Below are 24,814 nucleotides of genomic sequence, written 5' to 3'. Positions count from 1 at the left end.
ATCGCCGGCCTGCGTAGCTAGCTGCGCTGCAGCGCAGGCGATTTGAGCAGCCGGCCTGAAAGAGGTAGAGGTCAGTCCGAGAGAAGCAAGAATTCGGATTCGTCCGTCTCCCAAACAGAGCGCTCACAACACGAGGAGTATCTTTCACAGGCGCGGCGCGCCTGCCTGGCGTGCTGGCTGGTCCTTCCCCGACGTGAAAGGGGTGTTGTGTTGGTTCGTACAGGACCGTTCTCAGCCAGCCAGCCGGCCAGGGTTTGGGCCGCGCCCGTCTCCTCAGCACGATGCAGAGCGACGGAGATGGCGCCGGTTTGATCAACGTTCGACCGGCGTCGTCCCCGTCGCTTCGTTCGTATCCTGTCGCCGGCTTTTTTGGCTTTGCTGGGGTCAGGCCAGCGCTAAGGCTAAGTAAACAGCGCGGTGCGGACCAGAGAGGCGCTGAGGTCTGCTAGACCGCAACGTTAGTGGAACGACTGTAGGGCTTGTCGGGGTCAATCAGCACATTGATGCAGGCCGGCAGCCCAGAGGCAAAGGCCCGCTCTAAGGCCGGGCGAATCTCCTCGGGTCGTTCTACCAGCTCGCCATAGCCGCCCAACGCCTCCACCATCTTATCGTAGCGGATACCCGGTGCCAGCTCTGCCGCTGTGGCGTGACCAATGAGGGCCTTCTGGGGATGCTTGATCTGGCCCCAGGCCCCATCGTTGCCGATCACCGAAACCACTGGCAGCTTGTGGCGCACCATACTCTCAAACTCCATTCCATTCAGGCCGAAGGCTCCGTCTCCATGCAGAATCAGCACGCGCTTGCCAGGGCGCGCCAGCTGGGCGGCCATAGCGAAGCCAGTGCCGGTGCCAAGCGTTCCCATCGGACCGGCATCCAGCCAATAGCCAGGGCGAGAGACGTTGATCACCCGTCCGCCATAGCTGACGATGTCGCCTCCATCGCCGATGACGGTGGTCTCTTCGTCGATGAAGTCGCGAATCTCCTTACAGAGGCGCATCGGATGAATGGGTACCGCATCGGAGTTGAGTGCTGCCGCGTCGCGCTCCCAGGCTTTGGCTTCTGCCTCACGAATGAAGCGTAGCCAGGCGCGCTCACCACTATACGGCCTGCAGGCCGCCGCCACCTGGTGCATGGCGAGGCCGACATCGCCGACGAGTCCCACCTCGGCCCCGCGATTGACCCCGATATCTTCGCCCGCGAGATCGAACCAGATCAGGCGTGCCTCGGCGGGAATGAGCGGCGGTCGTCCATGATTGAGACGGAAGTCCATGCGCGTCCCAATGGCCAGGATAGTGTCGGCGCCCTCCAGGGCCTTACGTCGGGAGGCGCTGAAGAAGAGGGGATGAGTAGGAGGCAGGCATCCCCGTCCGGCTCCATTGAGATAGACCGGGGCCTGAATGCGTTCGGCCAGCTCGCGCAAGGCTTCGGCGCCATCGCACCACCAGACGGCGCTTCCCGCCATAATGACTGGACGCTCAGCCTGCTCCAGGAGAGCGGCAGCCTTCTCTACCTGGTCCGGCGTCGGCTGTACGGGTCCCGCCGGGCGGTAGCTGCTCGGCTCGCCGGGGTCTGTGACGTTGTCGGTGTCGGCCAGGTTGTTGAGAATATCCATCGGGATTTCAAGGAAGACGGGGCCAGGCTTGCCATTGAGCATCTGGCGAAAGGCGGCAGCCACATACTCGGGAATACGCCCGGTCTCGTGGACGGTGCGCGCCCATTTGGTGATGGGGCGCAGTAGATCGATCTGGTTCATCTCTTGCAAGGCGCCCCGATCCCACAGGCTCAGCGGCGCCGCTCCGCCGATGACCAGCACTGGGCTGCCCGCCAGATAAGCGTTGGCAATGCCGGTCACTCCATCGGTGACCCCTGGACCGGCAGTTAACAAGGCTACTCCTGGCCGGCGCGTACACTTGGCCCAGCCCTCAGCAGCATGAACTGCCGCTTGCTCATGTCGAGTGTCGACGACGCGAATGCCCTCACGGAGACAGCCATCGTAGATGGCTGCGATGTGCCCCCCGCTCAATGTGAAGACCACTTCGACGCCCTCGCGCTTGAGGATCTTGGCAACCAGCCAGCCACCATGCGTGATACTCACGTTTCGCCTCCTTTGTCTTGAGCAACTTTGCTCAGTTGCTTCTCTCTGCCAGCGGAAGCCCCCGTCAGCCAGCCACTGGCTCGCCCGCTCCTGTCGCCTGGCCGGACATGAGAAGCCTGGCCCCAGCAAGCAAAGAAAGAGACAAGCCTCCCCTAGACAGGCAAGCACAACAGAGGAGAGCTGGGCCGGCTGACACTATGACACTGTGACACCGCTGACAGGACAGTGACGGACGCGGCTTCGCTTGCCTGCGCTGCTATGATGAATGATAGCGTCCGCTCTCTCAGCTGACAATGTAGCACGCTAACAGCTCCTCGCGCTCAGCGAGCCAGGCCTGCTTTTGCTCTGGTGACAGCAGCCCAAACAGCCTGGGCCGCTTTTTCGCTCAAACGGGCGTAGACAGACCGATTGCTGCGCTCACACTGCTGTGGCATGTGGCAGCAAGAGACAGCAGGATAGCACACGTATCCGCATTGGGGAGGGAGGGAGCAAGAGAGGAAAGCATACAGGAGAAGAAAGAGAATGGGCGACAAGGGACTCGAACCCCTGACCTACTGCGTGTAAAGCAGCCGCTCTACCCAACTGAGCTAGTCGCCCATGTGACCCATCTTTAGCCGACAAAGGAGGCGGAAGAGACGGACCTGCATGGCCTGGCCGCCTCTTCCAACCACCATCAGAGCGGTGCCCTCGAGTGGACTCGAACCACCACGCCCTTACGGGCACAGGCCCTCAACCTGCTGCGTATACCATTCCGCCACGAGGGCATCGTTGTGCTTGCTGTTTCAGCAGCAAAGAAAGAAGAGAAGAGGAGAGAAGGAAGCTCAGCATCCGCCGACGAGCGGCGCCGCTCAATTTCGTGCCGCTCGCCAGGCGGATATGAGCAGCGCTCATGAGGGTGCCCTCGAGTGGACTCGAACCACCACGCCCTTACGGGCACAGGCCCTCAACCTGCTGCGTATACCATTCCGCCACGAGGGCATCTCTCATAGATTCCGCATTGTATTGTATACTGACCCCTAAGATTTGTCAACGGTTAGTCGTGCTTTTTCGCACGCACAATCAGGGTACCTTCTGCCGTAAAGAGCAGCTGGCCGTTAGCGTCGCGTCCTTCAGTCTCTAGAATCACGAAGGTCATGGGGCCGGAGCGCCCACTGCGCTCACGCACATCGGCCACGCGGGCCACGCAGGTCACCTGCTCCCCGACGCGCAGGCGGCGCAGATAGCGATAGCTCTGCTCGCCATGCAGCAGCTGCATCCGCGAGGGATCGATCTGCAGTTCTGGAGGGCGGACGCGGAACGTCGTCGGGAAAGTAGGAGGGGCATAGACGAGCGGAGTCTGCCGCTCCAGTGCGGGGTCGCCGGTCGCCTCCATAAAGCGTCGCACTGCCTCCTCCGTGACTTCGAAGGTCTGGGGGGCCGAGGTCTTGCCAATCACGCTCGGATCGATCGCCATGAGTGAGGCGCTCCTTTCTACTCTGCTCTGCGTTCACTGCTTTCTGACGCCCTCGCTCTCAAGACGCCACACCGATCCTTTTCTGTCAGCCAGCAGTTTCCTGGCTCGTTGTGAGCCTGCCACAACGAGGAAGGGAGGACTGGCTGTCCAGCAGCGCCTGGCCTCTTCAATGAGAGACCTGTTTCCTGTCAGCATGCTTGAGCAGGTTTGGCGTCAGCAGTTGACGAGGCACCACTCCCCCGGCAGAGTATGGCAGATCGGCCCGTTCTAGCGCCGCTGTCCGTCGTCGCCATACCGTGCCGGGTCCTGGTGGCTCTTCTATGTATTATATCCCCATGTGGGGGGCAAAAGCTTCCCACTTTTCTCCCGGCGATCGCGCCCCGGCTTCGACCCGGCAGGGCTCCCCTGCTCCTCCTGGCTGGGGGCCAGCGGCAAGGTAAAGCGAATACAGGTTCCCTTACCTGGCGTGCTCTCAGCGGCCACTGCCCCGCCGTGGGCGGTCACAATGGCCTTCACAATGGTCAGGCCCAGACCACTCCCACCACGTCCCCCGCTGCGCGCCCGATCGGCGCGATAGAAGCGTTCAAAGATGTGAGGAAGATCGATCGGGTCAATTCCCACGCCCGTATCGCGTATCCAGACCTCCAGCATGCGCCCCAGATGCCTGGCTCCCACTGTGATGGTGCCTCCGGCAGGTGTATGGCGGCGCGCATTATCGATGAGATTGAGCAGCACCTGAGTAATGCGGTCGCTATCGGCCAGGACTGGAGGCATCCGTGGGTCAATGGCGTTCTGCAGGGTGATGCCAGCCTGTGTGCACTCCGGCTCGATGACCGTCAGCGTCTCATCGACAAGCACCGCCAGATCGAGCGGTGCCAGATCGAGCCGGGCCCGCCCCGACTCCAGCAAGGTCATATGTTGGATATCAGCTACCAGACGACGCAGGCGCTGAACTTCGCGCGCGATGAGCTGGGCCGTCTCCTTGCGCGCTCCTGGCTCCTGAATAACCTCGTCGGCCAGGGCCTCGCTGAAGCCCTGAATGGCCGTCAGGGGTGTGGCCAGATCATGAGCGATGTTGGCAATCATATCGCGCCGAATCTGGTCCTGGCGGCGCAGCTCGGCCACGTCGACCTCAATGCGATCAGCCATAGCATTGAAGGTCTGGGCCAGACGGCCCAGCTCATCCTGAGTTGGGGGCGGGTCCACGCGCTGCGAATAGTCGCCCTCTTTCATGCGCTCCACGGCGGCGGTCAGCGACTCCAGCGGACGGGTCAAACGACGCGCCAGCAGCAGGCTGAAGATGATCACGGCGACGCCGATGAGCAGGCCCGCTAGCAGGATGGCCTGTGTCACATTGCTGAGGAAGCGCTGCGGCGAGGCCTCCGGCTGGGCAATCAGCAAGGCCCCAATGAGCTGATGACTGCCGCTGCTCTCGTCGTAGAGCGGCACACTGACGTACAGGCCCTTGAAACCACTGCTCTCCAGATGTCCATCAACCTCATTGCCCTGCAGGGCCTGGGCCGCCGACTGCGTGATGGCCGCCTCAGAGCAGAACTGGCTATCAAAACCAGCGGGTGGATTGCAGAGGAGCTGATGACCACTCTGGTCAACGATCACCAGGAGAGCAGGCACAGGAAAACGCAGCGAAAAAGGACCCCAGTGCCCGCCAAGCTGGTAGGTGTAGAAGTCCTCGATGCCACGAGCATAGGTCTGGGCGGTATCCTGCAACTGCCGGATCTGGGCCGTGTAGTAGTAGTTGTAGACAGCCGCAATCACGGCAATGGCAAGCACGACGATCGCCCCCAGGGCGACCGCCAGGTAGCTGAGCACCAGCTTGCTGCGCAGGCTCAAGGACAGTAGCCCAGTGGCCCCTTGCTCCTCTGGGGCAACAGGAGGCACATGAGCAGGATTAGTCGCCGGTTCATTCATGCGGGCGCCTCTGGCTCGAACTTGTAGCCAACTCCCCAGACAGTCTTGATGTTGCGCGGCGCCCCAGGCACCGCTTCGATCTTCTTGCGTAGCGTGCCAATATGGACATCGACCGTGCGCCCGTCGCCCAGGTAGTCATACCCCCAAACCTTGTTGAGTAAGACCTCGCGCGTGAAGACGCGCTCTGGCGAGGAGGCCAGGACGACCAGCAGGTCGAACTCTTTGACGGTCAGGGCGACGCGCTGCCCGTTGACCTCGACTCGCCGCGCCGGGATGTTGATGACCAGGCCCGGAAAGCGCAGCTCTTCGCGCTCGCTTCCTTGCCGAGTCTGCTCATTCTGACCTCCTTCGCTGCCGTTTCCTCCCGCAGCCCCCGCTCGATGGGCCCCAGCCCCAGCCAGAGCCGTGCGCCGCAAGATGGCTCGCACCCGGCTGACGACCTCGCGCGGGCTGAACGGTTTGACCAGGTAGTCGTCTGCCCCCAGCTCCAACCCGGCAATGCGATCCTCTTCTCCCTGCCGCGCCGTCAGCATCAGGATGGGTGTATCCGCCCACGCCCGGATGCGGCGACAGACTTCCATCCCATCAAGAGCTGGCAGCATCAGGTCGAGAATCACCAGATCGGGCTTCTCTCGTGCATGTAGCTCCAGCCCCGCCACCCCATCTCCAGCTATGACTACCTCATAGCCAGCCTGCTCCAGATAAAGGCGGATGAGCTGTGCAATGTTGTTTTCATCTTCTATAATCAGGATTTTCATGACCCACCTGTCCTGTCCTGTCCTTCTATTAACAGGTAGGAAGTATCCTCTCAGTTATAGCATATAGAGCATAGCGCCGGAGGGTGAGAAAACCTGCAACCTTTTGTAAAGATTTTGTAAGGTCAGGGGCAGGCGAGGCCCGGCCTGGACGCAGCCAGGAGAGCCAGGTGGCAGGGAGAGGCCGGGGAGAGGCCCCGTGCAGAGACTCTGCCACAGGGCACAGTGCAGGCAGCCAGCCAGCCAACATGGCGAGCACTGGGGGTAGCCCGTGCGCGTGCGACCAGACTTCTGCAGCAGCGCTCGCCTGTCTGAGCTAGAAGGAGGCGCGCAGATAACCCAGGCGTTCCAGAGCCATGTAGGCGGCGGCGATCTGGCCCTGGACCGCGAAGTGCCCGCTATGGATCAGGGCGAGCAGCTCGCGTGGTGTGACGAGCAGGTTCTCAATCACCTCGCGTGGGTCCACCTTCTGCTCGCCGGTCTTTTCGACGTCACGCGCCAGATACCACCAGATGCGCGTTTGGGCCCCAGTGGGATTGGCATACATGTGAGCCAGCAGCTCGATCTTCTCAGCAGCCACACTGTAGCCCGTCTCCTCCATTAGCTCGCGATGGGCCGTGAGCAGAGGATCGTCTTCATGAGGATCGATGGCGCCGGCGGGAAACTCCAGCACCTCCAGCCCAATGCCATGCTTATACTGTCGATTGAGCAAGAAACGTCCATCGGAGGTAAGGGGGACGATCCCGACCCAGCCCCGATTTTCGATAATGTAGTAGTCAGGTATCAGGGTGCCATCCGGCAGCAGCACCTCCTCACGCCGCACTTTGAGATAGGGTGTATCTAATACCCGCTCGGCGGCGCGCGTCACCCAGGGCCGCAGCCCCGACGGCTCCTGCTGCCGGGCAGTCTGGTGATCTGTGGTCATGCTCTCTCGCGCTCCCGTTGCTCCTGTTGTTGCTGCCAGCGCGGCGCCCGCTTTTCCAGAAAGGCGCGCAGGCCCTCCTGAGCATCCACCGAGCGCGACACTTCGCTGAGATAGAAGCTGTTGACGCGGCGGAGTGCCTCCAGGCGCCCGTGGCTCTCGCGCAGACGGCGGGCTTCTTCATCCTCCTCTTCAGTGGGCAGCGGCAGGGAAAAGCTGCCTGGCTCTAACCACGGCGATGTGGGCAGGCCCCCGCCAGGTGGGAGCCAGCGCTGCGCCAGTCGCACAGCGGCCTTCGCCTGGCGCAGGGCCGCGGCACTACTGCGACGCAGCAAGGCCAGCACCTCTTCTAGCCGCCTGTCAAGCTGACGAGCCGGCGCACACCAGGTGGCCTGGCCTAGCCGAACAGCCTGCTCACCAGGGAGACGCTCGAGGCCACGCGCCCCGCTGATCGGAACCACAACAGTGGCCTCGCGTGCGACCAGGACCAGGTCGGCAGCTCGCACCAGGAGCGAGGCCGCCTCCGACAGCGCCTCACGTACCACGGCCAGCACCGGCTGCGGCACGGCTCGCACGAGCGCCGCTGCGCGCTCAGCTTCATTGCGCAGCTTCGCCGCCTCTCCCGCGCCCGGACGGCAGCCTGCTACGATGGGACTCCCACCCACTTCAGCCTGCCGTGGAGAGGCCCCGAAATCGAGGATGACGCAGGTCAGGCCAGCACCCCCACTCTGCAGGGCCGCACAGGCGCTCGCCAGCTCGTCCAGCAGCAGCGCACAAGGCTCGGGTGTCACCATCAGGCGCACCGTCTGCGCCTCAGCCAGAATACGTAGCGCACGATAAGCCTGTTGCACTCTCTCCTCCGTAGTAGGGACGCCAGGCCGTCGGCAGGCGCAGACCCGACCAGCCTGCCACCCAACGGCCTTCTCCTCACTCAGTACTTTGACCTTGAGCCAGGCAAGCCGTGCCGCTCCCGCTCTCTCCGGCCTTCGTTCAGGTCAGCTCACGCCAAAGGGGCAGTCTCCCCTGTCTCCCGCAGCTTGAAGCGCTGGATCTTGCCAGTCGCTGTCTTGGGGAGCTCCGAGGCAAAGACCACCCAGCGGGGATACTTGAACGGCGCCAGTCGACCCTTGACAAAGTTCTGTAGCTCGCTAACCAGGGACTCGGAAGCCTCCTGGCCAGGCTTGAGCACGACAAAGGCTTTGGGCTTGACCAGGCGATCGCTATCGTAGGCCCCCACCACCGCCGCCTCCAGAACGGCGGGATGCTCGATCAGGACATTCTCGACCTCCACGGGCGAGACCCACTGACCACTGACTTTGAGCATGTCGTCCGCACGTCCGCAGTACCAATAGTAGCCCTCGCTATCTACATAATACTTGTCGCCGGTGTGAATCCAGTGCCCAGTAATGGTATCTTTGGTCTTCTCATGCTTGTTCCAATAATAGGCGGCAATGCTGTCTCCCCGAATGAGCAGGTTACCAATCTCGCCCGGACCTACCGGCTGACCCTCCTCATCGACAATCTTCGCTTCATAGCCCGGCACAAGCTTGCCCGAGCTGCCCGGCTTGATGTCGCCGAGACGGTTGCTGATAAAGATGTGCAGGATCTCGGTGCTCCCAATCCCATCAAGAATGGGGACCTTAAATCTCTCTTCCCAGCGACGCAAAATATCCGCCGGCAGCGACTCGCCCGCCGAAACACAGACACGCACCGATGAGAAGTCAAAGCGCTTCTCGGCTTCGGGCACGCTGAGCATGCTGGCGTAGAGCGTCGGCACACCGTAGAAGATGGTGGGCCGATAGCGCTCCACTACCTTGAACATGTCTTCAGCCAGGGGGCGCCCAGGATAGAGCACGGTGCTGGCCCCAACCCCAAAGGGGAAATAGAGAGCGTTGCCCAGCCCATAGGCAAAGAAGAGCTTCGCCGCAGAAAAGGTAACATCGTCTTTGGTGATGCCTAGCACAGGTTTGGCGTAACACTCCAGACAAAACGTCATGTCGTGCTGGAGATGTACACAGCCTTTGGGGAAACCTGTGCTGCCAGAGCTGTAGAGCCAGAAGGCGCTGTCATCTTTGCTGGTGGGGGCAGGACTGAGCGAGGGTGAGGCGCGGGCAATCCAGCCTTCGAAATCGTGCAGGACCACACGCTGACGGCCCGCCAGCAGCGTCGTACCGGCGGCCCCCGCTTCCAGACCAACTACGACCACATGACGCAAAAAACGCAACTGGAACAGTACCTGACGCAGTGGTGGCCAGAGGGCGGCATGGACGAGCAGGACCTTGGCCCGGCTGTCGTTGAGCATGTAGACATAGTCGTTGGGGCGCAGCATGGTATTCATAGGAATAGGAACCGCGCCGATCTTGATGGCTCCAAAGAAGGAGGCCGCGAACTGGGGGGAATCGAGCAGCAGGAGGGCCACCCGCTGCTCCATCTCGACGCCGAGTTCTAGTAAGCCGTTGCCCACACGATTGGCCATCTCGGCCACCTGTGCATAGGTAAAGGTTTGATCTTCATAAGAGATGGCGACTTTGCCACCGCGCCCTTGTGCGAGATTCGCGTCAAGAAAGGCGCTGGCCGCATTGAACTGGTCGGGCACGTTGACCGTTGGAATCTCCATGATCTTCCTCTTTTCTCGCCTGCTGCAGGCGGCGCCTGGCTGACCCCCGGCTGACGCGCCCCGTTCCCGTCTCGTCTCTCCTGGCCGCTCCGCCCGGTCCCTCCTCTCACCTCTCGGCTCGCTCCCTTGCGGCACGAGCGCGCTCGCCTTCGGCCACGCCCCCGAGACATGAAGGCCCACCAGGAGGAGCAAGCTGGCGCGTCACCCCAGGAACGGTCTACCTCTACCTTGCTGTTATTGTACCAGATTGTAGCCCGACCTTCCCAGTCTGTTGGCCTGGCCGCCGGCTGGGCAATCCCCAGCAGACAGCGCAAAGCTGATGGCGTTCCCTCGCCCCACGAGCCAGCTTGCTCTTCCTCCTTGTTTCTTCCTGCCCCTTGCTCTGCGCTGCCTGCCCGCTAAGGCTCTTCCCCCCCACCTCGACCCCTTTCGCTAGCCGCAGAGCCAGAGCACAGGTCGCTGGAAGAGCACCGGCTCCCGGCGGGCCTTCCTTTGCCTCGCCAGTGAGTGCGCGCACCCCCAGAGCTTCCTTGTCTGGGATGTCCCCTATGGAAGGACAAGGTACATCAGAAATTCTTTGTTGCCCTCCCTGCCGGCAATGGGGGACTCGACCAGACCGCGCAGCTGCAGCGGCGTATGCTCGGGAATCCAGGCTGACAGCTCGCGTAGGACGCGCTCATGGACGCGCGGATCGCGGATAATGCCCTCGCCCCGGTCAGCCTCCTCTTTCCCGGCCTCAAACTGCGGCTTCACCAGCGCCACCACCCAGGAGCCAGAGGCCAGCAAGCGCGCTACCGGCGGTAGAACGAGGCGCAACGAGATAAAGGAGACATCGATAGTCGCGCATTGCGGCCTCTCCGGCAAGGTCTCCAGGTAGCGGATGTTGACCCCTTCCATGACGACGACGCGCGCGTCGCTGCGCAGCCTCCAGGCAAGCTGTCCATGCCCGACGTCAACGGCATAGACGCGGGCCGCCCCCCGCTGCAGTAGACAATCGGTAAAGCCGCCAGTCGAGGCGCCAACATCCAGAGCGATCAGTCCCCGCGGATCGAGAGCGAAGACATCGAGGGCTTTTTCGAGCTTCAACCCGCCGCGACTGACGTAGCGCAGTTCAGGCGCAGCCAGATCGAGGCGGATGTCGGCATCGTCGGGCACCTGGGCGCCGGGCTTCTCCAGGCGTCGCTCGCCCACATAGACGCGCCCAGCCATGATCAGGGCCTGGGCACGCTCTCGGCTGGCTACGAGGCCGCGACGCACCAGTGCAACGTCGAGACGTTCCTTCTTCTTTGTCACCATCTTCAGCCTGACTGTTGTCGCTTTCCTGCCTGGCCTCTCTTCCACCAGCTCGCCGGCTCGCCCGCCGGCTGGGACCAGCCCGGACGAGCGGAGGGATCAGGCATGATAGTAGATCAGGGTGCCAGCCCCGATCAAACCGACGTTGGGGCCGAGTTGCGCCAGCTCGATGCTCACGATGGAGCGCGGAGCCTTCATTGCGCGCTGCTCGACAATATCGAGGGCTGGCCCAAGAACCAGGTCGCCGAGCTGCATAACGCCGCCCCCCAGAATAATTTTGCGCGGATTGAAGATATGGATCACGTTGACGAGTCCCACGCCCAGCCCACGAGCCGCCTCGCCAATGATCTGCCGCGCCAGTCCGATGCCAGCACGCGCTGCCTCGCCGACGGTGCGAGCATTGACTCGCTCGATGCTTTCCTTCTCCGTGCCAGCAGGCAGATGGAGCTGGCGGGCCGTCTGCTCATCGAGCGAGCGCGCAAAGGCGAGTAGCTCGGCTCCCTGGCCAGCAGCAATAGCCTCATTGGCCCGCCGGGCAATGGCCGTCCCCGAAGCAATGGCCTCTAAACAGCCGATATTGCCACAGTTACAGCGGGGCCCGTTGAGGTCGATGGTCATATGCCCCAGTTCGCCAGCGGTTCCCCCCGCTCCTTCTAACAAGCGGCCCTTGCAGATGATACCGCCGCCGATCCCCGTGCTCACGGTCATGTAGACCATGTCTTCGCTGCCACGCCCGGCCCCAAACATGTATTCGCCCAGGGCCGCGCAATGGGCGTCGTTCTCGATGTAGATCGGCACCGGAAAGTCTTTCTGCAGGATATCGCGAATGGGGACGTTTTCCCATCCCGGGAGATTGGGCGGCGAGTAGATGACGCCGCTCTGGCTGTTGAGCGGGCCTGGCGCTCCTAAGCCAATACCAGCCACTTGCCCGAGCTCAACCCGCGCCTCAGAGAGCGCCTGACGAATCGCGTCGCAAATGCGCGGGATCAGACGCTCAGGCGTTGCGTCTTCGCCGGTCAGCAGGCCCACGCGCGAGAGCAGGGTGGCCCCGCGCAGCACCGCTACCCGTAGCTGCGTTCCTCCCAGATCAACGCCGACGGCCAGGGGGAGATGCGCAGTGTCTGTCGTCGCTGCTGTCGTCGTAGCTGTGATCACTTGGTCTTCTGGCATAAGTCTCGGCTTCCTCGCAGATGGTCTTTTACTAGTGGCGTCCTTCTGTCCTGGACGCAAGAGAGGGGCGACTGCCGATTGTGTGCGCTCCAGCGCCTCCAACCAGCCAGCGAGCGGGACGCACGCTACGCTTCAGATGCGGCCTCGGCAGGCAAGGGGAGCGCTATTCGGCATAGATGATACTCCATTTGCAGGCAAGCAACAAGTGACCGTTCTCCTGAGCTCGCTTTCCCTCTGCGCCTGATTGTTTGAGCCTGTCGCCCTTCTCGCAGGATATGCCCACGATCGGCCTGTCAAAGAAGCCTTGCTCCCGCGTGTAGCATTGATGATGTGGCCTGACTTACAATAATGGGATGAAGATGGCGCGGAGCTGATCTTGATCTACTGAGGCCGCCCGGCTTTCTTCTTTTCCTTCAGGCTCGCGCTAGAAAGGGCTGTTTCGTCAACAATGGTTTCGCCTGAGACCTCTTCGCCTCCGAGGCTTTCTACTCAGGAGGCTTTCCTTGCCGGCAGCGGCGCCGGCTTGCTGGCGGGACTCGTCTCCTCGGGCTGTATGCTCTTGCTGAGTACCTTTGCTCATGGCGTGTCTCTGCCCGAGCAGGTCGGGGCAACCATTACGGCGCTGATGCCCCTGTCGCTCTTCCAATTGCTGCAGCAATTGCTCGGCGACGAGGCGAAGCGCTACTTATTGGTTTGCGTCATCCTGGGCCAGTGCCTGGTCCTCGCCGCCAGCGGTGGCCTCTACCTGCTGGCCCGCCGGCGCTTCTTGCCCAAGCCCGACCGGGGGCCAGGACTGGGGGACGGCCTCCTGCTGGCGGCCTCGCTCTGGCTTTTCGCCGGCCTGGTGCTGCTCCCGCTGACCGGGGCCGGCCTCTTTGGGACCTCTCTGAGCATTGGCTGGGTCAATAGCATGTGGAGCCTGGCCGTCAGCGGCCTGGTCTTCGCCGTGCTCTTCCCGCCCGCCTATCACTGGCTGACCGCCAGCCGCATCCGCGAGGAGCAGCGCCGGGCCGAGGTGCGTGAGCAGCGTCAAACCCTGCTGCGCCGCGGCCTGATCCTCGCTGGGGTGGGTCTGCTGGCCGCCTTCGCTTTCCGCTTTATTACCCAGGGCGCCCACGCCCCTACAGTCACGCTGCGCGGCTTCAAGAGCCGCATCGTCCCACCTCCCCAACCGAACTACGGCCCTATCGTGCCCGTTTCTCATCTTTCTTCAGAAATCACGCCAAACGATCAATATTATGTGGTTTCAAAGAATCTGCTGGCTGATCCTGTGGTCAACGGCGAGAGCTGGCGCCTCACGATCGGCGGCCAGGTTGAGGAGCCCTACACGCTGACCTATGCCGAGCTGCTGACGCTGCCTATGCGCCGCCAGTACGAATCGATGATGTGCATCAGCAACGAGGTCGGCGGCCCCTACATGAGCAACGCCCTCTGGGAGGGCGTGCCGCTGGCCGCTCTCCTGCAGCGGGCGCGCCCCAGAGCGGGAGCGACGAAGGTGGTCTTCCACTGTGCCGATGATTATAGCGATAGCATCCATCTCGCCAAGGCCCTGGAGCCAACGACGCTGCTCGCCGTGCGGATGAATGGCCAGACCTTGCCGGAGCGCCACGGCTATCCGCTGCGTCTCCTGGTTCCCGGCATTTATGGTATGAAGCACGCCAAGTGGATCACACGTATCGAGGTGGTGAACTACGACTACCAGGGCTACTGGCAACAGCGCGGCTGGAGCGACGAGGCCCAGATCCGCATGACGACGCGCATTGATACCCCTCTTGACGGGAGCCGCCTGGCAGCGGGCAGTCTGACCTATATTGCCGGCGTGGCCTTTTCGGGGGAGCGTGGCATCAGCGAGGTCGATGTAAGCTTTGACCTTGGGCAGAGCTGGCAGCGCGCGACCCTCAAGCGTCCCCTGTCGGCCCTGACCTGGGTTCTCTGGGAACTGCCCTGGCGCGCGCCTTCTCAGGCCGGTAGCTACACCATCACAGCGCGCGCCGTCGATCTGCAAGGCAACGTCCAGGACCCTCGTCCGGCGCCGCCATTGCCCGATGGCGCTTCCGGCTATCATACAATTACTGTCGTTGTCGCCTGATCTCAGGTGCCCGCCTTACTCGTCTGTCTCCGGCCCTCGCAGAAAGTCGAGCAGCAGGCGATTGACCTGCTCAGGCTGCTCCTGTTGAACCCAGTGGCCGCTTTCGGGCAGGTAGACGACGCGCAGTTGCTTGACGTACGGCTCCAGGCCGTAGGTTAGCTCGGTGCTGAGAGCGATATCCTGCAGGCCCCAGAGCAGCAGGGTCGGGGCCTGAATCTGGGGCAAGGCCCGTAACTGACGTCGCCAGAGGACCCGCGGCAGATCGCGCACGAATTGTCGATAATAGGCCAGGGCTGCGGGAAGAGCACCGGGCTTGCTCATGGCAGCCTGGTACTGAGCCGTGACGGAGCGCGGAAAAGCTTCCTTCTGCACGGCGCTCCCGCGTAGCATTCTGCCGATCTCGTTGGCCCCGTTGCGGCTCAGTATGTACTCCGGCAGCCAGGGGAGCTGGAAGGCGAAAACATACCAGCTCATGCGCAGCTGCTTGAGGGAACGCAGCTCGCGCAGCATCGCCGCCGGATGCGGAGCATTCATAATCACCAGGCGCTCGACCAGCTCGGGATAGCGCATCGCTACTTGCCAGGCGATGACCCCACCCCAGTCGTGACCCACGACGACCGCCCGCTCATAGCCCAGTGCCATGATCAAGGCCGCCACATCGCGCGCCAGGGTGCGCAGGTCATAGCCTCGAAGCGGCTTCTCGCTCTCGTTGTAGCCACGCAAGTCGGGGGCTACAACGCAGTAGCCAGCCTCGGCCAGCACAGGAATCTGATGGCGCCAGGAGTACCAGAACTCGGGGAAACCGTGGAGCAAGAGCACCAGCGGCCCCTGCCCCTGAGTCACATAATGGAGCCGGATACCGTTGGCCGTAATAAAGCGATGCTCCCACGAGGCACGTTCTTCGTCAATCATGGCAGAGGACATAGTGTCAACACTCCTCGCTCACCTGGCGCTAGCACCGACAGGCCAGGCCCCGGCGGCATGAGCGGCAGGCCCGAGAGTCGCAGGAGCAGCACCTTCCTCCCTCCTTTGAGGACAGAGCAGCCCGGCTCGGACGGCCCGAGGGCGGCTGGCCCCCGGGGTCTGCCGGGCCGGGCCCTCCCTGGCGCTGGCCTCCTCACTCTCGCCTCTCTCAGGACCAGTGTAGTCCGTCGCCAGAGCGCTGGACGAAGTGATCTCACACCACACCCAGCGCTAGCGCTGTTCCTCAGTCAATATTGCGATCGCCGTAGATAATGGCCCGCTTCACCTGCTCGATCAGATCGGTGACCGGGATGCCGCGCGGGCAGGCATCGGAGCAGTTAAAGATCGTACGGCAGCGCCAGACACCGTTACGCTGCCCGAGGATCGCCAGACGCTCCGCCGTGCCCTGATCGCGGCTATCGAAGATGAAGCGGTGGGCGTTGACAATGGCCGCCGGCCCGACCCAGTCGGGGTTCCCCCAGATCGAGGGACACGAGCCAGTACAGGCCCCGCAGAGAATGCACTTCGTCCCCTCGTCGTAGCGCGCCCGCTCCTCGGGACTCTGCAGGCGCTCGGTTCCCGGCTCATTATCATAGGTGATCAGATAGGGCTTGATGGACTCGTACTTGTGGAAGAAGGGGTCCATATCGACCACCAGATCCTTGATCACCGGGAAGCCAAGCATTGGTTCAACCGTCACCTTCTCACCGACATCGCGGATCAGCACTTTGCAGGCCAGACGGTTGCGCCCGTTGATGCGCATGGCATCCGAGCCACAGACTCCATGCGCGCAAGAGCGGCGGAAGGTCAACGTACCGTCGATCGTCCACTTAATGGTGTTGAGCGCGTCCAGCAAGCGGTCGACGGGGCTGGCCTCAACCGTATACTCGGCCCAGTAGGGCTTCGCATCCTTATCGGGATCGAAGCGCTTAATGCGCAGGGTAACTTTCATAGCACCTCACCTGTCTTAGAGCGTCTCCCTGAAGCTGGGACGCGCCTAGTATTTGCGTTCCTTGGGCTTAAAGACTGGGTCATCGATCAGGATGACATCCTTATAGGCAAGACGGGCGTTGCAGGCTCCATCTCCCTTATAGATCAAGGTGTGCTTGAGCCAGTTGACGTCGTCGCGCTCAGGATAATCGAGACGATAGTGAGCGCCGCGGCTCTCCTTGCGAGCGAGGGCCCCATGAACGGTGGCAGCGGCGCACTCCAGCAGGAAACCCAGCTCGATGGCCTCGACCAGCTCCGTATTGAAGGTCTTGCCTTTATCCTGAAGCTGGACCTTCTGATAGGCCTCCTGCAGACCCGCAACGGTGTCCATTGCATGCTGCAGGCCCTTCTCCTGACGCTCGACGAAGACGTTCTCCAGCATCTCGCCCTGCAGTTCATTGCGGATGCGCGCCGCCGACTCGCCCCCCTTGGAGGTCAGGAGGTGGTCGACCATCTCGCGGGCAAAGTCTTCGTGATGCGGCGGCAGAGGAACGTGATCGTTCTCGGCGATGAACCTGGCCATGTGCTTACCGGCGCGGCGCCCGAAGACGATCAGATCGACCAGCGAATTCGTACCCAGGCGATTGGCTCCGTGGACTGAGACGCAGGCCACCTCGCCGGCGGCGTAGAAGCCCGGCAGCGGCGTCCACTGCTCATCAATGACCACGCGCCCATCGTTATCGGTGGGGATGCCTCCCATTGCATAGTGGGCTGTCGGCTGGATCGGCACCGGCTCGCGGATCGGCTCCACGCCCAGGTAATTGCGGGCGAACTCGGTGATATCGGGCAGCTTCTCCGTAATCACCTTCTCGCCGAGGTGGCGCAGGTCGAGATAGACATAGTCCTCGCCGTTGACGCCACGCCCTTCCTTGACCTCCTTAATGATGCAGCGGGAGACGATATCGCGCGGCGCCAGGTCCTTGAGCGTGGGCATGTAGCGTTCCATGAAGTACTCGCCCTTGCCATTGAGCAGGCGCGCCCCCTCGCCGCGGGCGCCCTCGCTCAACAGCACCCCCACCTTATAGAGGCCCGTCGGATGGAACTGATACATCTCCATATCTTGCAGGGGGATACCGCGGCGGTAGGCGATGGCCATACCATCGCCCATGCAGGCGAAGGCATTGCTGGTCACGCGCCAGGCACGGCCATAACCGCCGGTTGCAAAGAGGACCGCTTTAGCATGGAAGGTATGGATCTCGCCCGTGCGAATCTCCAGGGCCACGACGCCACAGACCCGCCCTTCGTTGACCAACAGATCGAGGGCCAGGAACTCATTAAAGAAGCGCACCTGGTTCTTGATGGCGTTCTGGTACATGGTCTGGAGCAGCATATGACCTGTGCGGTCGGCGGCGTAACAGGAGCGGCGTACTGGTGCCTCGCCGTAGTTGCGCGTATGGCCACCAAAGCGGCGCTGATCGATGCGCCCATCCGGCGTGCGGTTAAAAGGCAGGCCCCGATGCTCCAGTTCGTAGATGGCGTCAATGGCATCGCGGGCCAGAATCTCTGCCGCTGGCTGGTCGACCAGATAGTCGCCGCCCTTGATGGTGTCATACATGTGCCACTTCCAGTGGTCTTCCTCCAGATTGCCCAGCGCTGCCGCAACTCCCCCCTGGGCAGCCCCCGTATGGGAGCGCGTGGGATAGACCTTCGAGAGAACGGCCACGCTGGCGTTGGGAAGCTGCATCGCTGCCATCAGCCCGGCGCCGCCAGCGCCGACGATGACCACATCAAATTTCTGGTACATAGCTATTCCCCTCTCTCTAGTGGGTCACACAGGAGGCACCCTGCAATCCACTGGCCACAGGCTGGAAGGTCACAATCGTAATCGTTCCAAGCAGGAAGAACGCCAGCGTCGCCAGCCCTACCAGCGAGAGCAAGAACAGGCGCCAGCCACGACTGCGCACATAGTCATCGATCACCACACGCAGGCCATTCATGCCATGCAGCAGCGCCAGAGTCAGTAGTAGCCAGTCATACAGGCGCCAGTACGGATTTTGATAGCGATGGGCTACGAACTGATAGCTGGTACAGGCGACGTCGGTCGTGACGTGCATGAGGATCAGATGGATGATCGCCAGAAAAATAAGTGCTACCCCGGAGATACGGAAGAAGTACCAGGAAAAGGTCTCAAAGCCGCCGCCCGTGGGACGCGGGCCATAGCCACTGGGAACACGTAACATAGTTGCAGCACTCCTCTTCACGAGAGCAAGATCGTCATCATAGCGGGCAGGCGCGACACTGCGCCACAGGAGCAGGCTGGTCAGCAAGCCCTCGTTTCTGTCTCTTCTCGCCTGTTCATCCTCCGCTTCGTCAGCTACCAGGCCTCTCGCGGGTCTCTCTCAGCACGGTGTCGAGAGCTCTTGCTCACTGACCTTTCCACAGGCACTCAGTCGCCGCCGCGCTCACCAGGGAGTTGTCGGGGAGCCAGATTGCACAGGTTCATCTCATCTCTCGCCAGCTCGGCGAGCTTGCTCGGTTAGCTCGCTGACAGACAGGGCAGGGCAGACCGGCAGGCCGCAAGCGAGATGCAGGCCAGAGGCCCAAGGAGAGATCTCTTAGCGCTTCTCCCGGTTGACCTCGTCGCCCATCCCCATCCCACCATTCTTACATGGGCAGCGCCACGGCAGAGGCTCCGGGCTGGAAGATAGGCGCTACCACAAAGTAGGCCATCGGCAGGAAACAGAGAATGGTGAGGATCATCACGACCGCAAACATGACCCCCTGGTAGCGAGCACCTCGTGGCCAGAAATCGATTAAAATAATGCGCACGCCATTGAAGGCATGATAGAGTACAGAGGCAATCAGCCCGAGCGAGATGACGCGCACGATGCCAGTGCTAAAGAGGGCGATGCCTTCGTTGTAGACATCCGGGCCAAAGGAGAGCAACCCAATATCGACGATGTGCACAAGCAGGAAGAGAAGAACCGCCAGTCCTGTCACGCGATGCAGCAGCCAGGACCACATTCCAGATTGTCCTTTATACATGCCGCTCCTCGATTCTCATCAGGCGGAAGCGGGGGGAGAAAGCGCTGCATGGGCGGGCCGAGAGATGATAAAGCTGTGGGAGCCGGGAGCAACGCCTCCTTCCTTTTCCCTTCCTCCTTCCCCCCATCTCGCTCGCAAGGCGTACCGGGGCGCGGTCCCACCCACACTCGGGTTCCGCGCTCACTATCCCCCAGCCTCGGGATGTCTGGCTAGCAACGCCGTACCTGCCTGCTGATCTCCGATAGGAAGGCCATCCAGGATAACCTCTTCTTCAACTGCACTTGCCCACCGCTCCCGCCTCTGATGTTGTCGTAATGTTGTGCTGTTGCTTTGCTTTGCTTGCTTGCTTCGTTGATAGCGAGCGCTGAACGAGATTAGCCGCTCAGCAAGCAGTCAGACAGCCAGGGCGTGCCGCCTCGCTCGCTATCTTCTGCCTGTCGATGCCCCCCCGGTCAGCCCGGAGAGAGCGCACGGGAGGATCAGGCGCGCATCCCTGGCGCTTCGTTCGGTGGCCCCGCAAGCTGATCAGATCGCCCTCTCTCGCTTGCTTCGCCTGGCCGCCTCTCTCTCCCCATGACGCGCTTTCTTGCGCGCAGCAGTGCTCCCCGCGGCGCCCCTCGCTGGGTGGGTGCGCCGACGCTCCTGTTGCATTGCCTATTATACTGCAGTTGCCAGCGTCGCGCAAACCTGGCGCTCCCCTGCTTCCACTACTTGCTTGCTTGCTTGTTTGATTGTTCGCCCGCCCGCTCGCTCATTCGCCAGCCTCCCCAGGAGGGAGACCAGCCCTGCTCTCTTCTCCTACTCTGACACTCCCCCGCCAAAGCGGCGAGTTCTTCCTTCATGCCGCCCACTTGCCGGCTGTAACCCACTGACGTAATAGGTAGGTGATTCTCTGAGATAGACTGTAACTGACCGACGTAGCTATTTGGGCCTCGGCCTATGCGCAGGCAGGGCGAGGAGGGCCAATGTGAATATTGCACGCCAGAGCAATCAGGAGCGAAATCTTGCGACAGGACAGGATGCCGTGGATGTGCAAGCATTTCAACGCTTCTATGAGGATAACCTCCATCTCATCTATCGCTATGTCTATAGCAAAGTCGGCAATCGTGAAGAGGCCGAGGACCTGACCTCGCAGATCTTCATGAAAGCCGTGCGCATGCTGAGCAGCGAGCGCGGCGCTGGCAGTCCGAGCTGGCAGCGCTGGCTCTTCCAGGTTGCCAGGACCACGCTGGCTGACTACTGGCGCAATCATTATCGCTTCCCTCTCGATTCTCTGGAGGAGCTGCTCGATGCTGGCTGGCAGGGACCAAGCGAGGAGTTGTCGCTCTCGTGCCCCGATGAGCGGCCAGTTGAGCGCGTCCAGCGTATCCTGCAGGCTCTTCCCGCCCATTACCGCGAGGTCTTGATCTGCCGTTTCCTTTTGAATCTCTCGATTAAGGAGACCGCCCTCCGCCTGGGGTTGAGTGAGGCCAACGTGAAGGTGCTTCAATTCCGGGCGCTCAAGCGCGCCGCCGAATTAGAGAGCGTTGTGACAGGCTAACCTGACGAGTCTGGAGGCATCCAGTAAAGGTAACGGACCGGAAGGGAGGCGAGGTTTATGCCCGAGGGAGACCAGGAACGCTTTGAGGACTATCTGGAGCTGGAGCACTATCTTGCAGCATTGCAGGAGGACCGCAGGCCGCCGCTGTCCGCGGAGTTGACGCCGACCCAGGCGCGGCTCTATCGCTTGGCGGCGCTCTTGCGTGCAGCAGCTCCCGGCGCCGCAGAACCTCGCCCGGAGTTTGTGGCCGAGCTGCGCGCGCGCCTGGAGCGTGAGCTGGCCGCTTCCGGGGAAGATCCGGGCGAGTCAGAGGAGGCCACAGAGCCAGCGACCTTGCCCGCCGCTGCTCCATCCCTCTCTTCCTCAGCGGCTGGAGAGAGACGCTCACGGCTCTCGCGTCGTCGTCTCCTGGCCGGTAGCGCGGTGGCCGCGGCCTCCCTCGTCGCTGGCGTTGGGCTTGACCGCGCCCTTCAGGAGGCCAGCGGCGGCCCTCATGGGGCGACAGGTCAGACCGCCCCGAGTCCTACCAGCACGAGTGTGGGAACTGGCACGCCCCTGCCCCCAGCCTATCCGGCTCTGATCGGGGCCGAGGTTCCATCGCGCTGGCACTTCGTTGCTGAGGTCTCGGCCCTCGGCAAGCGCCCCGTGCGCTTTGTCACCGAGACCATCGCTGGCTATGTGATTCGTCAGGAGCACGGCCCCAGCACGAGCAACGAGTACGGTGGCGGGAACTGGCCAGCCGGCGATGGGACTGAGACCCCCTCCACCGGAGAGGAGATCATCGCTTTCTCCGCAGCCTGTACACATATGGGCTGCCTGGTCGAGTGGCAGGAGAGCGATGGCAAGTTCCATTGTCCCTGCCACGGCGGCGTCTTCACCGCGAGCGGGGCGGCAGATCCGACCGCCGGGCACCTGCGCTATCTGGCCCCTCTGCCGCGGCTTGACATCCGCATCGAGGATGGTAAGATCTACGTGAGGATTCCCGTAAGCGCGCCACCTTCTTGAGGGTCTGCAAAGAGAATGAGACGTAATCTGCTCGTTATTCTGCTCGGCCTGCTTTTCCTGGCCCTGTTGACCTGGCTGGGGGGCCTGGTGGCCAGCATTCCACCAGCCCCAGCGGAGTCAGGGTCACAGCAGGCACGCGCCGGCCTTTATGAGGTCACTCTCCAGCTGAGCCCCGACCCGCCGCTCAGTACCCAACCAGCTACTATCGCTTTGCGCATTGCCGAAGCCGCCAGCGGCTCGCTTGTCAACGATGCCCGTGTCCAGGTAGAAAGCACGATGCCGGAGATGAATATGGGCCTGCCCACGGTCACCGCCCGCCTGAGCAGCGATGGCCTCTATCGCGCACGCCTGCAGTTCGCCATGAGTGGCCTCTGGCAGCTGCGCGTGACTATCCAGCGCACTGCCCACCCAGAGGCAGCAGCCCTGTTCCAGGTCACTACCCACTAAGGTTCGCCTTCCGTCCGCCTGCCGCCTGCCGCCTGCCCTGCCCGTCAGCTCTCTGCTCTCACCTTCCTATCTCCTTGCCCCTGGGACCTCAAGAGCGTAGAATAGGAAGGCATCTTTGCTTACGATGCTTCTCTCTTTCACCTAAAATTCTTGACTTACATATTCCTATGTAAAGATGTATCATTCTGCAACGGAGAGGCTCTCTATGTCTACCCTCATGAGAAGATGCTGCTGCTCTGTTTCTCTCTTGCTCTTGCCCGTGATGTTGCTCCTGTTGGCTGCCTGCAACAGTGGCCAGACCCAACAGCCGACGTCTTCCAGCGCCAGCAGCGCAAATGCTCAACAGTTGCTACAGCAGAGTGAGCAGCAATTGACGGCGGCGCGGACACTGCACGCCGTGGTCACCATTCAAATTGATGGCGAAACCTACCAGGGAACGTTGACAAGCGAGATCTGGAAAGCAGCCCCGGCCAGGAGCCGCAGTCTGATTCTGCGCTCGACGCTGAGTGACTTTCCCGTTGGCGAGCTGACGGTCAGCAACGGGGGGAAGCTCTGGGTTTATAATCCCGTGCGCCATATTGTCTACACTGGGAACGTCAACAGCCAGGACGGCTCGGCGCTCTTCGGCAGCAGTTCCAACCCGGCCAATCAGTTGACGCTCAACCTCATTGATCCTATCTTCAGCCAGAGTCGGGCGACGGTGGCACCGCAGTCGGCGACGGTTGACGGCCACAGCGCTACCATCGTCCATGTCACTTCTCAGCAATCGGCCACGGCTGGCCCCGACTATAGCGGCGATGTCTATCTGGATCGCAGCAGCGATCTCCCTCTCAAGCTGGTTCTCAATCTACAGGGTTTCGCCCAGGTGACTTTGCAGCTGCCCACGCTGGAGCTGAATCGCTCTCTGGCCGACAGTCTCTTTAGCTTCACTCCACCCGCCAATGCCCAGGTGGCCCCGCTGCTGCAAGCCAGCGCCACACCCACCAGCGGCACGCTGACCCTTGGCCAGGCGGAGCAACTGGCCGGCTACCATCTGCTGAGCATCCCCTCCTCGCAGAGCGATTACCAGCTTGAGGGTGTCGATGTGCTCTCGACCGCCAGTGGACAGGTCTTTGTGCTCCATTATCTGAAAGGAGACCAGAGCTTCTCGATCCTCGAAGGCAAGGCTCTGGCCAACGAGCCGCTGCCCAGCGGCACAACGCTCACCCTGCGCGGCACTACAGCGACCTATTCAACCGGCAGCGATAACCCCACCCTGTCCTGGAAAGAGCAGGGTCTCGGCATTCGCATCAGCGGCGATCTCGACGAGCAGGAGGCCATTGCCATCGCCAACCTGCTCAGCTAAATGGGACAGAGGCCAGGGGGTCCTGGCCGCGTGGCGCGCCACTCAGGTCTTGACAGCGACGAGCAGGTCGCGCTTTTTGATGACGCGATCCACCGTGTGCGCAAATTGCGTGTACGGTGGATCGTTGCGCGTCTGCAGCCCGCTGTAGCGCTCGACCAGAGCAGCGATCTCTTCGCGCGGAAGGCGGGTGGCATTCCAGGCCAGGGCCAGGGTGCCCCCTGGCAGCAGCAGCTCGACCCAGGCAGGGAGGGCCTGGCGCAGGAGCTTGCCGATCTCACCTGGATGCTGGATGCCGTAGGGGAGATCACCCACGATGGCATGGACGCGCGGCCCCCCGGGCAGATTACTCAGGTGCAGCGGGGCCTCGCTGCTGTCGCCATGAACCAATACCACGAGGCGCGCCTCGCCGCTCTTGTCCCCTGGCCTGACCTCAAACTGGTAACGCTTGCCGCTGCGACGATGCTCGCAAATCTCTTTGAAGGTGATTCCTTCGCCGCTGAGGTATTGACGCAGAAAGACTGCCGTCGTCTCAACATCCTGGCGCTTCTCCTCGATGCCAAAGGCATCGTAGCCGGCGGCCAGGGCGACAAAGAGCGTCGTGCCTCCGCCAGCCAGAGGATCAAGGATGCGCAGGCGTTCGCGGCTGCTGGCATAGGCGCCGGCGAAGAGGGCCGCGTTCAGGAGGACGCGCGTAAAGATCTCGTTGGTCTTGCCTTTGTAACGCCGCACCTCAGCGATCTCCGGCGAGATGAAGGGCTGCCAGGGCAAGGCCAGCGGACGTAGAAAGGGACCCTCGATGCCACCGACCTCGGCAAAATACTCGTAAACCTCGCTGATCGTCCCCAGATGAGCAAGAAGGCGTAAACAGTCCTGGCGGTCGAGCCGCCCATCTTCTATGTCCACCAGCAGATAGCTCTGCCCGCCCAGCAGGGCGCGCTGCAGTTCGCCGATCGCCGGGCCGAGGGGACTGGCACGCAGCTCCGGCTCAGCGAGGGTCTCGACCATGTTGCTGTACTGATTGCTGCGCTGCGGCCTGATCTTGAGTGCCAGTTTCATGGAATGGAGTATAGCAGGTTATGGAGCCATTGTCGCGCCTCTTTGAGCGATTCTCTTTGCTGTCTCTCTCCTTGGCGCCGGCGCCTCCTCTCGCCCGCGGACTCCACTGCCGCGTGAGCGTGACAGGGCCGGCGCCGCCATGTAGAATAAAGAACAGAAA

20 protein-coding genes and 3 tRNA genes are annotated in these 24,814 nt (G+C 62.1%); 5 read left to right on the top strand and 18 right to left on the bottom strand.

Annotated features, from left to right (window positions below; genetic code table 11):
* Positions 1–445 precede the first annotated feature (445 nt).
* The 12 genes from BGC09_RS07485 to BGC09_RS07430 all read right to left on the bottom strand — a co-directional run bounded on the left by BGC09_RS07485 (position 446) and on the right by BGC09_RS07430 (position 12,234).
* Entirely contained in the window at positions 446–2,095 is a 1,650-nt protein-coding gene (locus BGC09_RS07485) for an acetolactate synthase (protein ID WP_069803265.1), read from the bottom strand.
* Between the two features lie 523 nt (positions 2,096–2,618).
* Positions 2,619–2,692, bottom strand: a tRNA-Val gene (locus tag BGC09_RS07480).
* 85 nt (positions 2,693–2,777) lie between these two features.
* Positions 2,778–2,859, bottom strand: a tRNA-Leu gene (locus BGC09_RS07475).
* 132 nt (positions 2,860–2,991) lie between these two features.
* Positions 2,992–3,073 (bottom strand) — tRNA-Leu (locus BGC09_RS07470).
* Positions 3,074–3,128: 55 nt separating this feature from the next.
* Positions 3,129–3,548: an FAS1-like dehydratase domain-containing protein gene (locus BGC09_RS07465; RefSeq protein WP_069803264.1), complete on the bottom strand. Its 420-nt coding sequence runs from the start codon at positions 3,546–3,548 to the stop codon at positions 3,129–3,131.
* 318 nt (positions 3,549–3,866) lie between these two features.
* Positions 3,867–5,477, bottom strand: coding sequence for a sensor histidine kinase (locus BGC09_RS07460; RefSeq protein WP_069803263.1), 1,611 nt, complete (start codon positions 5,475–5,477; stop codon positions 3,867–3,869).
* On the bottom strand, positions 5,474–6,235 hold the full coding sequence (locus tag BGC09_RS07455) for a response regulator (RefSeq protein WP_069803262.1): 762 nt from the start codon (positions 6,233–6,235) through the stop codon (positions 5,474–5,476). The genes BGC09_RS07460 and BGC09_RS07455 overlap by 4 nt, the downstream gene beginning before the upstream one ends.
* Positions 6,236–6,548: 313 nt before the next feature.
* Positions 6,549–7,157, bottom strand: coding sequence for an NUDIX hydrolase (locus BGC09_RS07450; protein ID WP_069803261.1), 609 nt, complete (start codon positions 7,155–7,157; stop codon positions 6,549–6,551).
* Positions 7,154–8,005 carry a Clp protease/crotonase-like domain-containing protein gene (locus BGC09_RS07445; protein ID WP_069803260.1) on the bottom strand — a complete coding sequence of 284 codons (852 nt, stop codon included), beginning with the start codon at positions 8,003–8,005 and terminating at the stop codon, positions 7,154–7,156. Before BGC09_RS07445 ends, BGC09_RS07450 begins: the two co-directional genes overlap by 4 nt.
* A gap of 149 nt (positions 8,006–8,154) precedes the next feature.
* Positions 8,155–9,771 carry a benzoate-CoA ligase family protein gene (locus BGC09_RS07440; protein WP_069803259.1) on the bottom strand — a complete coding sequence of 539 codons (1,617 nt, stop codon included), beginning with the start codon at positions 9,769–9,771 and terminating at the stop codon, positions 8,155–8,157.
* A 546-nt stretch (positions 9,772–10,317) separates the two neighbouring features.
* Positions 10,318–11,067, bottom strand: coding sequence for a TlyA family RNA methyltransferase (locus tag BGC09_RS07435; RefSeq protein ID WP_069803258.1), 750 nt, complete (start codon positions 11,065–11,067; stop codon positions 10,318–10,320).
* Positions 11,068–11,163: 96 nt separating this feature from the next.
* A complete protein-coding gene (locus tag BGC09_RS07430; RefSeq protein ID WP_084658111.1) occupies positions 11,164–12,234 on the bottom strand; it encodes an ROK family protein in 1,071 nt (356 codons plus the stop codon).
* A 448-nt stretch (positions 12,235–12,682) separates the two neighbouring features.
* Here BGC09_RS07430 and BGC09_RS07425 point away from each other — a divergent pair, with 448 nt between their 5' ends.
* Positions 12,683–14,323 (top strand): molybdopterin-dependent oxidoreductase, encoded by a 1,641-nt coding sequence (locus tag BGC09_RS07425; protein ID WP_069803257.1) that lies wholly within the window; start codon positions 12,683–12,685, stop codon positions 14,321–14,323.
* Between the two features lie 15 nt (positions 14,324–14,338).
* Here the strand turns inward: BGC09_RS07425 and BGC09_RS07420 are convergent, their stop codons facing one another.
* From BGC09_RS07420 to sdhC, 5 genes are all read right to left on the bottom strand, one after another.
* Positions 14,339–15,247, bottom strand: coding sequence for an alpha/beta fold hydrolase (locus BGC09_RS07420; protein ID WP_218103986.1), 909 nt, complete (start codon positions 15,245–15,247; stop codon positions 14,339–14,341).
* A 283-nt stretch (positions 15,248–15,530) separates the two neighbouring features.
* On the bottom strand, positions 15,531–16,238 hold the full coding sequence (locus BGC09_RS07415; protein WP_069803256.1) for a succinate dehydrogenase iron-sulfur subunit: 708 nt from the start codon (positions 16,236–16,238) through the stop codon (positions 15,531–15,533).
* A 45-nt stretch (positions 16,239–16,283) separates the two neighbouring features.
* Positions 16,284–18,020 carry a succinate dehydrogenase flavoprotein subunit gene (sdhA, locus tag BGC09_RS07410; protein WP_084658109.1) on the bottom strand — a complete coding sequence of 579 codons (1,737 nt, stop codon included), beginning with the start codon at positions 18,018–18,020 and terminating at the stop codon, positions 16,284–16,286.
* Between the two features lie 16 nt (positions 18,021–18,036).
* Positions 18,037–18,456, bottom strand: coding sequence for a succinate dehydrogenase, hydrophobic membrane anchor protein (sdhD, locus tag BGC09_RS07405; RefSeq protein ID WP_069803319.1), 420 nt, complete (start codon positions 18,454–18,456; stop codon positions 18,037–18,039).
* Between the two features lie 424 nt (positions 18,457–18,880).
* On the bottom strand, positions 18,881–19,261 hold the full coding sequence (gene sdhC, locus BGC09_RS07400) for a succinate dehydrogenase, cytochrome b556 subunit (protein ID WP_084658106.1): 381 nt from the start codon (positions 19,259–19,261) through the stop codon (positions 18,881–18,883).
* Between the two features lie 967 nt (positions 19,262–20,228).
* Here sdhC and BGC09_RS07395 point away from each other — a divergent pair.
* The 4 genes from BGC09_RS07395 to BGC09_RS07380 all read left to right on the top strand — a co-directional run bounded on the left by BGC09_RS07395 (position 20,229) and on the right by BGC09_RS07380 (position 23,598).
* Positions 20,229–20,801 (top strand): RNA polymerase sigma factor, encoded by a 573-nt coding sequence (locus tag BGC09_RS07395; protein ID WP_176728870.1) that lies wholly within the window; start codon positions 20,229–20,231, stop codon positions 20,799–20,801.
* Positions 20,802–20,858: 57 nt separating this feature from the next.
* On the top strand, positions 20,859–21,806 hold the full coding sequence (locus tag BGC09_RS07390; protein WP_069803254.1) for a QcrA and Rieske domain-containing protein: 948 nt from the start codon (positions 20,859–20,861) through the stop codon (positions 21,804–21,806).
* A gap of 15 nt (positions 21,807–21,821) precedes the next feature.
* A complete protein-coding gene (locus BGC09_RS07385; protein WP_069803253.1) occupies positions 21,822–22,253 on the top strand; it encodes a FixH family protein in 432 nt (143 codons plus the stop codon).
* Positions 22,254–22,458: 205 nt separating this feature from the next.
* Complete coding sequence (locus BGC09_RS07380) at positions 22,459–23,598, top strand: LolA family protein (RefSeq protein ID WP_141727676.1); 1,140 nt, start codon at positions 22,459–22,461, stop codon at positions 23,596–23,598.
* Between the two features lie 42 nt (positions 23,599–23,640).
* Here the strand turns inward: BGC09_RS07380 and BGC09_RS07375 are convergent, their stop codons facing one another.
* The gene (locus tag BGC09_RS07375; protein WP_141727675.1) at positions 23,641–24,603 is read right to left on the bottom strand and encodes a TRM11 family methyltransferase; all 963 of its coding nucleotides are present in this window, start codon (positions 24,601–24,603) and stop codon (positions 23,641–23,643) included.
* Positions 24,604–24,814: the final 211 nt, after the last annotated feature.

It is taken from the genome of Thermogemmatispora onikobensis (assembly GCF_001748285.1).
Lineage (GTDB): Bacteria > Chloroflexota > Ktedonobacteria > Ktedonobacterales > Ktedonobacteraceae > Thermogemmatispora > Thermogemmatispora onikobensis.
The sequence above is the reverse complement of the archived record's forward strand: the minus strand, read 5'-3'. Positions and strand labels throughout refer to the sequence as shown.